Annotated in this window: 12 protein-coding genes and 1 tRNA gene; 3 read left to right on the top strand and 10 right to left on the bottom strand. The window is 33.4% G+C overall.

The window, feature by feature from the left end:
• Positions 1–46 precede the first annotated feature (46 nt).
• The 5 genes from ASD98_RS19450 to ASD98_RS19430 are packed head-to-tail and all read right to left on the bottom strand — an operon-like array spanning position 47 to position 4,073.
• Entirely contained in the window at positions 47–1,306 is a 1,260-nt protein-coding gene (locus tag ASD98_RS19450) for a hemolysin family protein (protein WP_056207605.1), read from the bottom strand.
• A 2-nt stretch (positions 1,307–1,308) separates the two neighbouring features.
• Positions 1,309–1,503, bottom strand: coding sequence for a hypothetical protein (locus ASD98_RS19445; RefSeq protein WP_056207602.1), 195 nt, complete (start codon positions 1,501–1,503; stop codon positions 1,309–1,311).
• Positions 1,504–1,506: 3 nt separating this feature from the next.
• On the bottom strand, positions 1,507–2,067 hold the full coding sequence (lptC, locus tag ASD98_RS19440) for an LPS export ABC transporter periplasmic protein LptC (protein ID WP_056207599.1): 561 nt from the start codon (positions 2,065–2,067) through the stop codon (positions 1,507–1,509).
• Positions 2,068–2,119: 52 nt separating this feature from the next.
• Positions 2,120–3,346, bottom strand: coding sequence for a hypothetical protein (locus ASD98_RS19435; protein WP_056207596.1), 1,227 nt, complete (start codon positions 3,344–3,346; stop codon positions 2,120–2,122).
• Positions 3,339–4,073, bottom strand: coding sequence for a type III pantothenate kinase (locus ASD98_RS19430; RefSeq protein WP_056208222.1), 735 nt, complete (start codon positions 4,071–4,073; stop codon positions 3,339–3,341). Before ASD98_RS19430 ends, ASD98_RS19435 begins: the two co-directional genes overlap by 8 nt.
• Positions 4,074–4,177: 104 nt before the next feature.
• On the opposite strand from ASD98_RS19430, the gene ASD98_RS19425 reads away from it, so the two are divergent.
• Positions 4,178–4,253: transfer RNA gene (locus ASD98_RS19425), tRNA-Phe, on the top strand.
• Positions 4,254–4,377: 124 nt separating this feature from the next.
• On the opposite strand, the gene ASD98_RS19420 is transcribed toward ASD98_RS19425, so the two are convergent.
• Positions 4,378–4,944 carry a hypothetical protein gene (locus tag ASD98_RS19420; protein ID WP_056207593.1) on the bottom strand — a complete coding sequence of 189 codons (567 nt, stop codon included), beginning with the start codon at positions 4,942–4,944 and terminating at the stop codon, positions 4,378–4,380.
• A gap of 185 nt (positions 4,945–5,129) precedes the next feature.
• Here ASD98_RS19420 and ASD98_RS19415 point away from each other — a divergent pair, with 185 nt between their 5' ends.
• A complete protein-coding gene (locus ASD98_RS19415; protein WP_056207590.1) occupies positions 5,130–6,626 on the top strand; it encodes an MFS transporter in 1,497 nt (498 codons plus the stop codon).
• A gap of 13 nt (positions 6,627–6,639) precedes the next feature.
• Positions 6,640–6,867 (top strand): DUF6814 family protein, encoded by a 228-nt coding sequence (locus ASD98_RS19410; RefSeq protein ID WP_056207587.1) that lies wholly within the window; start codon positions 6,640–6,642, stop codon positions 6,865–6,867.
• Positions 6,868–6,982: 115 nt separating this feature from the next.
• Here ASD98_RS19410 and ASD98_RS19405 read toward each other — a convergent pair whose 3' ends face one another.
• The 4 genes from ASD98_RS19405 to ASD98_RS19390 form a co-directional block, all read right to left on the bottom strand.
• A complete protein-coding gene (locus ASD98_RS19405) occupies positions 6,983–9,850 on the bottom strand; it encodes an alpha-amylase family glycosyl hydrolase (RefSeq protein ID WP_056207584.1) in 2,868 nt (955 codons plus the stop codon).
• Positions 9,851–9,922: 72 nt separating this feature from the next.
• A complete protein-coding gene (locus ASD98_RS19400) occupies positions 9,923–10,738 on the bottom strand; it encodes a SusE domain-containing protein (protein ID WP_056207581.1) in 816 nt (271 codons plus the stop codon).
• Positions 10,739–10,761: 23 nt separating this feature from the next.
• A complete protein-coding gene (locus ASD98_RS19395; RefSeq protein ID WP_056207577.1) occupies positions 10,762–12,369 on the bottom strand; it encodes a RagB/SusD family nutrient uptake outer membrane protein in 1,608 nt (535 codons plus the stop codon).
• A gap of 36 nt (positions 12,370–12,405) precedes the next feature.
• Complete coding sequence (locus ASD98_RS19390) at positions 12,406–15,381, bottom strand: TonB-dependent receptor (protein ID WP_056207574.1); 2,976 nt, start codon at positions 15,379–15,381, stop codon at positions 12,406–12,408.
• Between the last annotated feature and the right edge of the window lie 2 nt (positions 15,382–15,383).

Genomic DNA, 15,383 nt, shown 5'->3' with positions numbered 1-15,383 from the left:
CAACTAGCGTTTTATTTTACACAATTTTTTTTAATTATTTAAAAATTCACTCTTTTATTGTCAATCTGACCAATTCAATTTTGTTGTTTGACGCCTGTTCTATCACAAAATGATACTTGTCAATAACAATCTTTTCGCCCTTTTGCGGAATTTCTTTGGTCGAATTTACAATAAAACCTCCTAATGTCCCGTAAGAATCTTCCTCCGGAATCATCAATTTATAGGTTTCGTTTAAATACTCAACATCTAATCGTGTCGAAAACAAATACTTACCTTCCCCTAATTCTTGTTCAATCAATTCTTCGTCTAAATCGTGTTCGTCTTCGATTTCTCCAAAAAGTTCTTCAACTATATCTTCAATGGTTATAATTCCCGAAGTTCCTCCGTATTCATCCAAAACTACAGCAACATTTTTTCGTTTTTTAATTAAAAGATCCAAAGCATCTTTAATTAAAATGGTTTGCGGTACAAATTCAACTGTCATTAAAACCGATTTTATAGTTTTTGGTTTTTTAAACAAATCGAATGAATGCACATATCCCACAATATCATCGAGAGAATTTTGACTTACAACGATCTTAGAATATCCTGTTTCAATAAAAAGTTCTTTTAGATCAGAAACTGTGTCGAATAAATCTATCGAAACAATTTCTGTACGCGGTGTCATAATATCGCGCGCTTTTACGCCGGAAAACTCTAATGCATTCTGAAAAATCTGTATTTCAGAATCGACTTCGTCATCATCTTCAACAGAATTCATTTGTTCTGTTATATAATTTCCAAGTTCTATTTTACTGAAATACAATTGCACCTGATCACCTTCTGTTTTGAAAAATTTCTTCAAAACAAAATCTGAAATCCAGATAAAAAATGTTGAGATATAATAAAAGAGTCGATAGAAAAGATAGGCCGGAACTGCAAAAACCTTAATTAATGAATTGGCATAAATTTGAAAAAATACTTTTGGAAAAAATTCAGCTGTTATTAAAACTATAAAAGTTGAAATTAGAGTCTGAACCAAAATTGTTGTTAAATAAGAGAATTGAAATCCAAAACCAATTATCCAATGAAGCACAACATCTCCCATATAAAATCCATAAATTACCAATGCTACATTGTTCCCAATAAGCATTGACGCAATAAATTTTGAGGGATTTTCGGTAAGTTTAGTTAAAATTTGAGATAGAAAATTATCTTGTTTTTTTTCAATTTGAAGATAAATTTTGTTTGAGGAAATAAAAGCTATTTCCATTCCTGAAAAAAAAGCTGATAGTATTAAACATAATATTATAATACTAATCTCCATTTTTACTGTTTTTTATTACGATCGTCAAATCTCTTGGTAAATCTTCTTCTAAAGAAAAACATAAAAATCGCCATTCCGGCAATTAGAAAGCTTAGCTGATAATTTTCATTTCCTTCATTTAATTTTATTACTCCATCGTAAATAAAAAAAACTGCAAATGCTATGTAAACGTATTGTGTATATTTTAAGTAACCCATAATCTATATTTTATCATCATTTGATTCAATTTCACCGCTTATACGCTGTGAATTGATCACTTTAAAATCTTTGCTAAAATCAATTCCTTGTCCGTAAGAAACTCCTTTTGCATCTGTAAGCTTAAATTTTCTTTCAGTATAAAACCATTCATTTTTCTGGTCAAAATACAATTGTTCTGTTTCCAGAACCTGACCTGCTTCTGATGTAATTTTAACTTTTCCCTGCAAATCAATTATACCGGTAGTTTTGTATGAAACGGCATAATTTGATCTTATAAAAGTACGCTTTTGTTTTTTATCGTATAAAGTAACATCGAGTCCTTTAGGAAATTCTGTAAAAGGAAAGTCAAGATTAGAATAATCTAGCATTTTTGGACTTATCAAAACACCTGTTATTCTTCCTGAATCTGTGTATTTAATGTTTACGGTATCTGCATCACTTCCTGGAACGAACTCTGAGAAGTTAATTTTTTGAACATCCTTAAAATTACTTTCGCATCCAAAAAACAGTGTCACAGCAAAAACTGTGACAACGTTTATAATATATCTCTTTGGTAAATTCATCTGCCAAATGTAATAAATTGTGACGAGGTTAAAAAACCATGTAAATTTAGGTTTAATTGAATTTACTCTTAACAAACCATCTGTCGTTAAACGAGAAGCCTACGCTGAAGTTCATATAATTTTCCTGAACCAATCCTGCAGAAGTTGTTCCTCTTTTACCAAATTCGATTCCAACATTTACATTTGAAAAAGTTCCTGTTATTGGAAATCCTGCCCCTAATGACATTCCGACATCATTGATTGATTCATTGTTAACTATTAAACCAAGCTTTTCATATTTTAAACCAGCTCTATAGGTAATTCTGTTAAAGTAACTAGCAAATGAACTATAGTTTGGAACATAGTAACCCCCAACTGCATATTTAGTATACTTTTCATATCTAACATTTGGACTTGCGTTGTAATAATTGGCAAGCTGTCCTGTTCCCTGAAACGCAAGTGTAGTTCCTACTAACCATTTTCTTGCCTCTCCTATACCTGCTCCGAAAGTTAATTTATTTGGAAGTTTTAATTTTGTGTCTACAGGGTCTGCAGTTATCGCATCCGGATCTCCATCAACCTCAATTACTCTTGTACTAACTGAATTTAATGTACTTCCGAAAGTATAGCTTAAACTAGTGTAAACGTTTAACTTTTTTGTAATTTTAGTTTGATACATTGTACCAATATTAAAATTCACACCCGATAATTCAGATGAATTTGTTTCTCTGGTTGCATTTTGCACATCATTTACAGCTTCAATTGTAGTCGTTGTAATTTTACCGAAATTGTACTGCAAATCTGCCCCAATATTCCACTTTGGTGTAATTTTATAGCCTAAACCAAAAAACACTCTATTAACACCGCCTTTTCCTTCAAGCTGGCTGTTAACTGCATTTGCTCCGGTATTAAAATCTGTAATTTTATAACCAACTGATGATAATGGAATCAAACCGAAACCAGCTCCAAATTTACCCATAGGAATTCCTAGTGCCAAATAATCAAAAGTTGATCTTTGTGCTTTTGAAGATTCTGTGCTGCTTTTTATAGTATTAGTTCCAAAAGTTCCTCCAACTGAAAAAGTAGTTTGACCCAGATTGGCATAACTTGCCGGATTTTCAATATTCAGGTGAATACTATCCTGTTCAACCGCAACTCCTGCCATACTTCTGTTTTCAAGAGTTCCTTTAAATCTTGTATCTCCAATTCCGTAGAAAGAATATGGCGACGAAGTACCTTGCTGAGCAAATGAAACGAACGAGATAAGCAGACAAGCGCTTATTATAATTTTTTTAATCATTGTCGATTTTATATTGAAATGTTTGGTTCAAACTTTCCAGAAGGAAATTTGAATTGGCAAATATGGTATTTTTTAATCGTTTAGCCAAAAATTCTGCATCACCTCCCGTTAAAATTATTATAAAATTTGAAAAGTTCGACCGATATTCATCGATAAAACCGTCAATCTCATAGACGAACCCATTGACAACTCCTGAATGAATAGCCTGTGCAGTCGAGTTTCCTATATAGGAATCAGGCACTTCTAAAGTCAGCAAAGGCAGTCTGGCCGTGAAATTGTGTAATGATTCGTAGCGTAAACGAAGTCCCGGAGAAATCGCACCGCCCAGATAATTATCCTTTTCGTCGATAAAATCGTAGGTTATGCAAGTTCCGGCATCGATTACTAATCTATTTTGTCTGGGAAATTGTAAAGTTGCTCCGGCAGCCAAAATCATTCTGTCTATTCCTAAGGTTTTTGGCGTTGCATATTTATTTGTAAAAGGAAAAATATCTTCATGAGTAAAAAAATGAATATTGAGTTGATTTTCGAAAGTTAAAAATGATTGTTTTTCGATATTTCCAACTGAAGCAACAACCAAATCTGAGCAGTTTTGAAATTTTTCTAAAATTTTTGTAATTTTTTTTTCGAGTTCGTTTTTCTCAAAAACAAAATTCTCAAGAACAGTACTTCCCTCAAAGACAGCTGCTTTAATTCGAGTGTTTCCAACGTCAACCGCTAAAGTCATATTTATTTTTTTACCCTTGCGAAGATACGAATTGATTTTTTTAAAAAAATGTTTTGGATAAACGAAAAATGATTCTATCTTTGCACCCGCAATAAGCACCACACGGTACCTTAGCTCAGATGGTAGAGCAATGGACTGAAAATCCATGTGTCCCTGGTTCGATCCCTGGAGGTACCACCAAAACCCGAATAGCAATATTCGGGTTTTTTGTTTTTAATATTTTCCTGAAATTTAACCGCAAAGTACGCTAAGATTTACGCGAACCTTTGCGTTTTTTTTCTTCGTGTGCTTTGAAAAATATCAATCATTTTCTATAATATCCACGATCCATTATACCAAGTATGTCTTGAACTAATTTAATATTAGCATTTGATGTTACTACTTCATAGGGATGACTCATAGGAGAATAATACTGAACTATCTTTTCATTATTGTGTCTTATTTCTAATATATATAATGATGCGTGTCCATGATCACGGACACAATTTTGATAGTAACTCTCTTTTTTCAAAATTTCTAAGATATTTTTTAGGCTCTTTTTTTCTTCTAAAGAAAGAATTACTGCCTCCGTTGAATTTTTTGTTTTTTTGACAGTATTAAATTCTTTATCAAAATCAACTATCAAAAAAGTAGAATCCTTAAAACCTTCATTCCAACGACACATAAGGATTCCATTTTTTATTTTATCAAAATCTGCAAACTGATTGATATTGAAATACGAAGAAGAATAAAATGCTTTATAATTTGAGGCCAAATCTTCTGGAGGAACAATTGAAACACTGCATTCACTTTTAGTAGAAACTATCTCTTTGCGAGTTGTACATGCACTTAAAATTAAAAAACCGATTAACAGCCCTATTTCCTTTTTCATAATAATTTTTAAACTTTTACTCTCATTTAATTAATTCCAAATATAAATTAAACAGTTAAATCTTATAAGTCAAATTTTAAGTTGTTTTTGTTAAAAAAGTATTAACTAAATAAAAAAATATCCATTATATTCGTGAAATCGTATTTTAGCTTTTTATTTATTATTAAAAACACAGAGCGTTTTTTATGGGTAAAACTTCTACTAAAGGCATTTGGAAAGTAATTTCTGCCTCTTCTATGGGAACAATGATTGAATGGTATGATTTCTATATTTTTGGAAGTTTGGCCGTTGTAATTTCAACCAAATTTTTCCCGAGTGATAATCCCACCGCTGCGTTTTTATCTACTTTAGCCACTTTTGCTGCCGGATTTGTTGTCAGACCTTTTGGAGCTTTGTTCTTTGGAAGATTAGGCGATATTATTGGTCGAAAATATACTTTCATGGCTACTTTATTATTAATGGGTGGCTCTACCTTTTTAATAGGATGTATTCCGAGTTATGAAACGATTGGTTTTCTTGCACCTTTATTAGTTTTGATTTTACGTTTATTACAAGGTTTAGCTCTTGGAGGAGAATATGGCGGTGCCGCTACTTATGTTGCAGAGCATGCTCCGGTTGGGCAAAAAGGATATTGGACTTCATGGATTCAAACCACAGCAACCGTTGGACTATTTATTTCTCTAATGGTAATTCTGGCTACTAAAAATATACTTTCAAGCGAAGCTTTTGATTCCTGGGGATGGCGTGTTCCTTTTTGGGTTTCTATTGTTATGGTAGGCGTTTCTTATTTGATTCGAAAAAATATGGATGAATCGCCTGTTTTTGCAAAAGCAAAAAAGGAAGGAACCACAAGTACAAATCCGTTAAAGGAAAGTTTCGGCAATAGATATAATCTAAAATTCGTTTTGCTGGCTTTGTTTGGAGCCACAATGGGACAAGGTGTTGTTTGGTACACTGGGCAATTCTACGCTATGAGTTTCATGAAAACGGTTATGAATGTAGAATCTTCACAGGTTGACAGTTTACTGGGAATTGCATTATTATTAGGTACTCCGTTTTTTATTGTTTTTGGATGGCTGAGTGATAAAGTGGGACGAAAATATATTATGATGTCTGGGATGCTGCTTGCTATTTTATTCTACAGACCTATATATAAGATGATGTACAACACGACTGATGTTAATTACAAAACCGAAATCGTAGAAAAAACAACTCAAAGTATTGAAACCGCAAAAAATAATGATGTAATTACCAAAGTTTCAAAAACCTATACTGACGAAACTACGTATATGGAAAAGAAGACAGATTTTGCTAATAAGAAGAAATCTCAAAGCAATGTTATTATTAATATCAATTCTGGCGATGAATGGACTTTAATTTTTTTAGTTTTCATTCAGGTTATATTTGTTACAATGGTTTATGGGCCAATTGCTGCGTTTTTGGTTGAAATGTTTCCAACTAAAATCAGGTATACTTCAATGTCACTTCCTTATCATGTAGGGAATGGAATTTTTGGAGGTTTGCTGCCCGCAATCTCGACTTATTTTGTAACGCATGCAAAAGCGGCCGGAAAAAGTGATTTTTATCTTGACGGACTTTGGTATCCTATTATTATAGCTTCAATCTGCTTTGTGATTGGAATGATTTACATAGACAACAAAAACAAAATTAATCATCTTTAACATTTTTAAGAACATGAACAAAATCAAACAAACTTTAGGCGTTTTATGGGTTATTTTGGCAGTTGCAGCCGCTTACTTTTGCGTGTTTGAATTTGGCTTACCTAAATTATTATCAGACCAGCAAGATGATTTAGTTTTTGGAATCATTATTCTTTTTATTCTAACGCCTCTTATTGTTTTGGGCTTAGGGACTTTTGGTTATTTTGCAGTAATTGGGGAATACAACGATAAAAAGAAATAAACGAAAACAATAAACAACTAAACCAGAAAAGGGCTGTCTATTTTTCAATAGAACAGCCCTTTCTCATTACTAACCAAACCAAATTTTTAATCTGTTAGAGATATATTTTCAGTGTTTATTTTTTGATAAACTTCATTACCTGAACTTTATTATTTTCATCTGAAGCTTTTACGACATATAATCCTGTTTGCAATTCACTTACGCCAAATTGAAAATCAGCATTTCCATTTGAAGCAAAACTTTTTACTAATTGTCCCGAAATTGAATAAACCTGAACTTTTGTAAAAGCAGTATTTAAGGTAAAGTAATTTGAAACCGGATTTGGATATAAACTCACTGCATTTCCTTTTTCAAAATCTTCAATAGCAAGATTTGCCGTTTTATTACCATAAATTCTGTATTCTCCTGCTGGTAAGTTTATTGCAGCATTTACATCTGTAACATTTATTGTAGTATTGTCCATTAAATTGTACCACGTTCCTGTGTATGGAAAACCTGTTGCAACATTTTGCGCAGAAGTAGCAAAATTGGCTAAAATCACAACATCTTTTAATTGTGTTGAAGCTAAACTTGCATTTGTAATTTTGATATTTACTGTTGATGAATTAGCATTTGTTATTGTAGAAGTTCCTAAAAATACCGGCTCTACAGTTTTTAAAGTAATCATTTTTGCCCAATCGTTGTAAATTTTATTACGATTAGTATCTCCTAACCAATTGTTTACCCATTGCGGCTGTGGTTTTGTATCTAATTTACAATCTCCAGCTATTGTTCCTGAAGCATCGTTTACAGTTCCATCATTACAAGTAAAAATAGATTTTTCCCATCCTAATTCTCCAAAATGCCAAATCATTTTTGGTCCCGGAACCAGTAATGAAACCGCCCCAATTGCAGACATTCTAGACAAAGCTGTATTTAATGTTTTTACATTGTATGCGCCATTTGAAGCTCCGTATTGTATATTCTTATACATCAGTCTTTCTTCATCATGACTTTCGGCATAACCCATTAAACGATTTGCTGTAAAACCACGACTTGCACTTGACATTCTTGTGATATTACTTGTGTATCCCATTGACAATTCATTGTACTGATCTGTCATTTTTCCCCACATCATAATACCTTTACTCGGAGTTTCTGCAATTCTATAATTTGCCCATTGCTGCTCCTCTGTATCAGTTCCTAAATGCTCAAAAATGGTATAATGTGTTGGATCTAAACTCCATGAATAATCAGCATATTTTTTAAGAATATCAACTCTATCTTGCTGATAACTATTAGTACAAGATTCATCTGAAGCTGTACAAGCCTGCGTAAATCCTTTTGTTAAATCCCAACGGAAACCGTCAATTTTATATTCTTCAATCCATTGCTTGATAACTCGGTTAACATAATACTGTGTTTTAAGCGATTGATGATTAAAATCTTCTCCAACGCTATAAGTATGTTTTGCAACCATATTAAAGTAAGGATTTTCAGCCGTTGGAGATCCAAAACCGTCTCCATCAGGATCGTTCATCCACATTCTCACCATTGGATTTCTTCCAAAAGCGTGATTTAGCGCTACGTCAAGAATAACCGCAATTCCGTTTTGGTGGAATACATCGATCAATTCTTTTAATTTATCAGATGATCCGTAAAATTTATCCAAAGCCATGTGAAATGAAGTATTATAACCCCAGCTTTCATTGCCTTCAAATTCCATTACCGGCATTAATTCGATAGCATTTATTTTAAGGTTTTTAAAATAATCTATCCTATCTATTAAACTTTGATAATTTCTGGCTGCATCAAAATCACGAACCAAAACTTCATAAACTACTAATTTTTCTTTTGCTGGTTTTGTAAAGTTTGTTACTTGCCAATTATAAGGAGTTTGTCCTGTTTTAAGAACCGTAACTTCAAATTGCTGTCCTGCAGGATAAGCAGGCATATTTGGGTAAGAAGCTGCAGGAATTCCCGAATCATCATAAGGAGATAAAACCAAAGTAGAATACGGATCGGCAGTCTTTACCATTGCAGGTGAATTCGCAAGCGGCGTAGCATCTACAACCCAATATTGGTACGTATTATTTACACCTGAAACTAAACCCGTTAACTCTAACCAAAATTTACCAGAAGTTGGATCTTTTTTCATGGCATACGCCGAAGTTGGCTGCCAGTTATTGAAACTTCCCGCTACGTAAACAAAATCTTTTAAAGGTGCATCTAAAACCAAAGTTGCTTTTGAAGCATCTGTATTATTATAATTAATTCCGTCAACCAATCCTGCCGGCATAGCCGCTGAAACGGTATTAGGATTTACTATAACAGAGAACTTTTTTACTATTGTAACTGCTCCCTGAGTTGCACTTAATTCATAGCTTTGATTGCCAGTAATATTAGTATGAGAATACGAATAACTTGCTGTACTTGTATTGGTATTGATAACAGTTCCGTTTGCTTTTAAAGAATAGCTTGCGTTTCCGTTTGTGTTTGTCGCTATGATATTAAAGTTAGAACCTGATGCAATAATTGTAGAGCTATTTTCAATTGGCGCAGTCAGATTTACCTGAAAAGATCCTACTTCAACTAAAATATCTTGTGATTTTTTATCGCCAGTTCCATTTTTAGCTTTAATCAAAAAACCAATTTTTCCAATTCCTGTAGTGCTGTAATATGTTGTTGGAACAATTGTTTTTGTATAAGTATCTGTGCCTGCGTTATAGGTAAACTTGCTTGCATCGCTTGAAGCTTCCCAAGAACCATTATTTGGAGTACCTTTTTGTGTCGTGTCGTTTGTATCAAAAGCCCATGCCCACATATAAAGCGAATGATCTGTAACTCCCCATGCAGTTTCATCAAGATTGTCTCCATTAACTGTAATAGTGATAGAAGTTGTTTCTTCAAAAGCTGCGGGGCTAACGGAATAGGTAACCTGTTGTATCTGTGCAAATGAAAACACAGAAAACAAAAGGAAAAATAAGAGTAAAGTTTTTTTCATAATAATTCGGTTAGGTAAATGATTAAAAAAGGGCTATCTGAAGATAGCCCTTTTATTTATCTACATTAGGAATTAGTCTAATGTTATAGTTTTTGCACCATTATCAATTGTTAGAACTCTTGATCCTGTTGGTCCAGTATATTTAAAGTTACTGTCTCCGTCGTTTGCATTTACTAATTCTGGATCGATAGTAAATCCTTGGCCTGAATAGTAAGTGTAGTTATGGCTTTGATCCCAGTTTCCATCGCTTGTAAAGTTATTTCCTAAGAATTCTCTAAATGCTTCTCCGCTTTTAAGAACGATAGTTACTTTATAAACATTTGTTGTACCAACTACTAATGGGAATTCAGTTTCAGCATCACCAGCCCATGTCCATCCTCCTGGAGTTGCAGCTCCAACTAACCAGTGAGAACTAGCTAATGGTACGTGATATGGAGTAGCAGTAATAGTATAAACATTAGAATATTGAGGAAGTCCAGAAGCTCCTACAACAGCTTTAATACGAATATCAACTTTGTTTGCTTCTTTTTCAACAAATCCTCCGTTAACTAATGCTGAATTTAATTCAGATACCGTTAAAGCTACAAATCTTTCAGTAGTATTTGTAACTGTTACAGGTGCTGCAAAGCTTGTTCCTGCTTTTGCAACTTCTACTGTATAGTTCACAACTGTTGATGATCCGCTGTATGCTGCATCATTCCACACAACTGTTGTAGCAACTTCATTTTCTGTTTCTTTAGAAAGCACAATAGTAAAATCAGATTTAGGAGTCAATAAAACTGGCGCTGTTGCTGCTTCAATTACTGGTCTGTCTTCAACATCATCTGCGTTACAAGAAACTGCCAAAACACTGATGAAAGCGATTAAAATTTTATGTATATTTTTCATTTTTAATATTTTTATAAGGTTAGTTAGTATCCTGGATTTTGTTTTAAAGTTGGGTTAGCTTGTATAACTCTAGAAGGAATTGGCATTAAATCTCTATAAGACTCGGTAGCAATTCCATTAACAGAACCGCCTTTCCATTGCCAGATTTTAGATCCGCCTGTGAATTTTCCAAAACGAATTAAATCGGTTCTTCTGTGACATTCCCAAAACAATTCTCTTCCTCTTTCATCCAAAATAAAATCAAGAGTTAATTGAGATGCATTAATATTTGCAGCATTCGCTCTTGTACGAAGTTGATTAATGTAACCAACTGCAGTTCCTGTATTTGCAGATGCAGCTCCTCTCACAGCAACCTCAGCATACATTAAATACACATCAGACAATCTGAACATTGGAAAATCTGTATCAGGAATGTCATTTCTTTGAGCTGCAGAACCATCAGATTTTTTATTAATGTATTTTGTTACAGCATAACCATCTGTAAAAGTTCCAACATTTTTAATATCTTTTGATTGTCCGTTTGTATAAAACGTTCCTCTTTTATCTCCAGTCGCAGTTTCATCAGGGAAAAGATTTACAAACTCTCTACGGGTTCTGATTCCCTGCCATCCACCATCCATACCTCTAGAAGAAGCATCCATACTACCTCCGATAGAAGCATGAAGAATAAAACTCATTCCTCCACCAGTTGCTCTAATAGCATTACCATCACTGATTACTGGGAAAATAACCTCAGACTGAGCACCATTTACATCATTATCTGCAGAAAACAAATAACTATAAGGAACATTTGCAAATGTATATCCTGAATTATTGATGATATCAGCACATAATGTACCTGCTTCATTAAACTTATCAACTCCAGTATAAACTTTTGAATTTAAATAAATTTGAGCCAATAAAAATTTAGCCGCTGTTTTATCAATTCTTCCGTATTCATTTGCTTTAGAAGCAGCAAGACTATTATCTAAATCTTTTAATTCTGCCTCAACAAAAGCAAAAACTTCTGCTCTTGATTTTTGTACTGGGTAAAAGAATCCAACTGGATCAGCCTCTGTTGTAATTGGCACATTACCAAACAAATCCATTAAATTAACATAAGAAAAAGCTCTTAAAAAACGAGCCTCTGCTCTGAATGTTGCGATTTGCGTTTTTAGATTTGCATCAACACCTCTTGCTGTTAATTTTTCTTCCGTTGTTTGTCTTAAAAATTCGTTAGCAACACTAATTTCATAGAATGCTCTTGAGTAAGTTCCTGCTAAAAATTCATTTGCCGGAGACCAAGTCTGAGAATTCAATGTAGGTAAAGTTCCATCAGCCCAGGCAATAATTGCTTCATCTGTTGTAAACTCCTGTGTTACGAAAAGCAAACGCAAGTAACTGCTAAAGTCTCCTCCAATTCCAGAAATATCTGGCTGACCATCACCATCATTACCTCCAACATACAAGCCTGCATATAATTTTGCTAAAACTTGTTTATATGATGCCGGATCCTGAAAGAATTGTTCTGATAAAAATTCATCATCATCTCCCGGAGTAACATCCAAGTCGCTCGTACATGAAGTAAGCGTCATATTCAATCCTAAAACAAGTAGGAAAAAATAAGATATATATTTAAATGATATTTTCATTTTGTGTGTTTTTAAAATTTGTTTTTCAATATTCTACTAGAAACTTGCATTTACTCCAAATAAGAAAGTTCTAGCTCTTGGATACACATTATTGTCAATTCCGTTAAATCTTTCAGGATCTAAACCATTATATTTTGTAAGTACAAAAACATTTTGAACTCCGGCTGTAAATCTTAAAGAAGCCGTTTTAATTAATGATTTGTCGAAAGTATACCCAAGCGTAATATTATCTAATTTGATAAAAGAGGCATCTTTTATGTAGTAGTTAGACAAATAACGTTGTGTACCATTATCTTCATATCTAAAACCTGTGTTTAGGTAATCAGCACTAACATTAGATAAATCTGAATCTCTTCTTAAAGCTGCATCAGAATATCCTAAGTTAGAACTTACGTTATCAAAAATATAATTTCCTAAACTTGCTCTCCAGTTCATTGTAAAATCAAACTTTTTGTAGTTTAAAGTAGAGAACAAACCAAAAGTATAATCCGGTGCTGGTTTATGGAATCTATAACGATCTGCACTATCAATCTTTCCATCACCATTTCTATCTACATAAGCACCTGCGATTGGTTTTTTGTTTGCATCATATAATTGTTCGTATACTAAGAATGATCTTGGAGCGTAACCTACAGAGTTAACTTGTATTTGATTTCCTGATCCTCCTGCGATATTATCTCCTGTTAAATAACCTTGAAAACCAGGAACCGTTGTACCTAAGTTATCAATTTTTTGGTCAATATAAGTAGTATTAAAAGCAAGATTCCAAGTCAGGTTATCACTTTTAATAATGTCAGACTGAATATTAAACTCAATACCTTTAGTTCTTACACTACCAATATTATATGTTCCAGAGTTTCTAATATTTGCTCCGTCAGGCACTACTACATCAGCTAATAAATCACTAGATTTTTTATCAAAATAGTTTACTGTTCCTGTAATTCTGTCATTAAGGAATCCGAAATCAACACCTACGTTCATCTCTGCCAATTCTTCCCATTTAATATTTTCGTTATAACCTTCCGGTCTTGCAGTAGAATAAACCTGACCACCAAAAATATACTGTGTATTAATTGTTCCCAGCGTTACTCTTTTTAAGTAATCGTATGCAGCAGTAATATCTTGCTGTCCAGTTGTTCCATAACCAAATCTTAATTTAAGACTTGATAATGTTTGGTTATCTCTTAAGAAAGATTCTTCTGCAACATTCCATGCTAAAGCAACACCACCAAAATCGCCCCATCTGTATTTCTCAGAAAAACGAGAACTACCGTCTCTTCTATAATTTACAGTTACTAAATATCTACTATCATATCCTAAATTCACACGACCAAAATAAGACTGTAAATTAATATCAGGACTTGTATTAACATCTGTATTAGGATTTGGTTGTCTCAACTCTCCAGATTGATATCTTTCTCTTTGAAATAATTGATAGTTATAACCACCAGTAGCATCAATTTTAAATTTTCCTAAATCCTTAGTATAATTAAAGTAAGCATTTAAGTTTTTATTTTGAAGCATATCTGTATATTTAGAATAGTTTCCAAAATTTACATAATCAGGACCATTAAATGGTTTTGGCTGATATCCTAAAATACTTTCTGTACTTACTGTAGTATTTCCGTTACTATCAAATCTGTCGATACCAGCTTCAACAACTGCTCTTAAATCTTCGAAGAAATGGAATTTGTAGTCTAATCTAACATTACCCCATTTTCTTGTTGAAGTAGCTCTTCTTTGATCTTGATTTAATCTTGCCACAGGATTTCTTGCTGGTAATAACGGTACATTTCCAGTAGGCTCTAACCATTCAAAGTAACCTCCATAACGAGAACCTGCTTCATAAACTGGTTGTGTTGGATCATATCCTATTGCACTTCCAATTACAGCTCCTTCATCTTGAAATTGATTTTTACCAAAAGATAAGTTTCCGTTAACGTCAATTTTTAAGTGATTATCAAATAAAACAGGATTTAACGATATCGATGTCGTAGTTCTTTCAAAAGAAGTGTTTCTTAGGATTCCAGGATTATCAACATTACCAACAGATAATCTAACAGGCAGTTTATTAAACAAAGCACCACTTACAGAGATATTGTTGTTTGTTGTTAAAGCAGTATGAAAAATTTCGTCCTGCCAATTTGTATTTGCTGTTCCAAGTAAAGATTTTTGAGCAGCAGAACCTTTTTCGTTAACTAACGCACGAAATTGATCAGCATCTAAGACATCAACTTGATTTGCAACTGTATTAATACCAACCTGAGAACTAAAATTAACTTTTACACCACCTTTTGCTCCTTTTTTAGTTGTAATAACGATTACACCACTTGCTGCACGAGATCCATAAATAGCCGCAGCAGATGCATCTTTTAATACTGTAAATGATTCAATATCATTAGGATCAATAGTAGATAAAATACTTGTAGCTCCACTTGGCACATCATTACTTAAAGGAAGTCCGTCTAAAACAATTAAAGGCTCATTTGAAGCACTTAAAGAAGATCCTCCACGAATTCTGATATCAGCTTTCGCTCCAGGAGCTCCGCCCCCCACTACGTTTACACCAGAGATACGACCGCTGATTAAACTTTCTGGAGTTACGTTAATACCTTTGTTAAATTCTTTAGCAGAAATTTGAGATACTGAACCTGTTGCGTCTTTTTTCTTAACAGTTCCATAACCTACTTGTACTACAACTTCTTTAAGTTGGTTCGTATCTTCTTCTAAAGAAACATTTAGAGTTTTTTGTCCGGCATAATCAATCGTTTGCGTTTTGTAACCAATAAAAGAAACTACAATTTTGTTTCCGCTTTTAACATTCGACAGCTGGTAATTACCATCAAATCCTGTTGATGCACCGCTTGGAGCACCTTGTACATTTACATTTACCCCTGGTATTGGCTGGCCTGTTGCTTTATCGACAACAGTCCCGCTTAGAGTGTTTTGAGCTAACACTGTAAACGGCAACAATAGGAATAAAAATAACAACTTTTTGTAAATTGTTTTCATAC

Source organism: Flavobacterium sp. Root186 (assembly GCF_001428525.1).
Lineage (GTDB): Bacteria > Bacteroidota > Bacteroidia > Flavobacteriales > Flavobacteriaceae > Flavobacterium.
Note: the sequence above shows the minus strand (reverse complement) of the source record. Positions and strands in the feature narration are given on the sequence as shown.

What these genes read in the sequence shown, in the direction of transcription:
- ASD98_RS19405 (WP_056207584.1), bottom strand. Translation starts at nt 9,850, where the DNA reads ATGAAAAAAACTTTACTCTTATTTTTCCTTTTGTTTTCTGTGTTTTCA.
- ASD98_RS19390 (WP_056207574.1), bottom strand. Translation starts at nt 15,381, where the DNA reads ATGAAAACAATTTACAAAAAGTTGTTATTTTTATTCCTATTGTTGCCG.
- ASD98_RS19450 (WP_056207605.1), bottom strand. Translation starts at nt 1,306, where the DNA reads ATGGAGATTAGTATTATAATATTATGTTTAATACTATCAGCTTTTTTT.
- ASD98_RS19415 (WP_056207590.1), top strand. Translation starts at nt 5,130, where the DNA reads ATGGGTAAAACTTCTACTAAAGGCATTTGGAAAGTAATTTCTGCCTCT.
- ASD98_RS19445 (WP_056207602.1), bottom strand. Translation starts at nt 1,503, where the DNA reads ATGGGTTACTTAAAATATACACAATACGTTTACATAGCATTTGCAGTT.
- ASD98_RS19435 (WP_056207596.1), bottom strand. Translation starts at nt 3,346, where the DNA reads ATGATTAAAAAAATTATAATAAGCGCTTGTCTGCTTATCTCGTTCGTT.
- ASD98_RS19395 (WP_056207577.1), bottom strand. Translation starts at nt 12,369, where the DNA reads ATGAAAATATCATTTAAATATATATCTTATTTTTTCCTACTTGTTTTA.
- ASD98_RS19420 (WP_056207593.1), bottom strand. Translation starts at nt 4,944, where the DNA reads ATGAAAAAGGAAATAGGGCTGTTAATCGGTTTTTTAATTTTAAGTGCA.
- ASD98_RS19400 (WP_056207581.1), bottom strand. Translation starts at nt 10,738, where the DNA reads ATGAAAAATATACATAAAATTTTAATCGCTTTCATCAGTGTTTTGGCA.
- ASD98_RS19430 (WP_056208222.1), bottom strand. Translation starts at nt 4,073, where the DNA reads ATGACTTTAGCGGTTGACGTTGGAAACACTCGAATTAAAGCAGCTGTC.
- ASD98_RS19410 (WP_056207587.1), top strand. Translation starts at nt 6,640, where the DNA reads ATGAACAAAATCAAACAAACTTTAGGCGTTTTATGGGTTATTTTGGCA.
- lptC (WP_056207599.1), bottom strand. Translation starts at nt 2,067, where the DNA reads ATGAATTTACCAAAGAGATATATTATAAACGTTGTCACAGTTTTTGCT.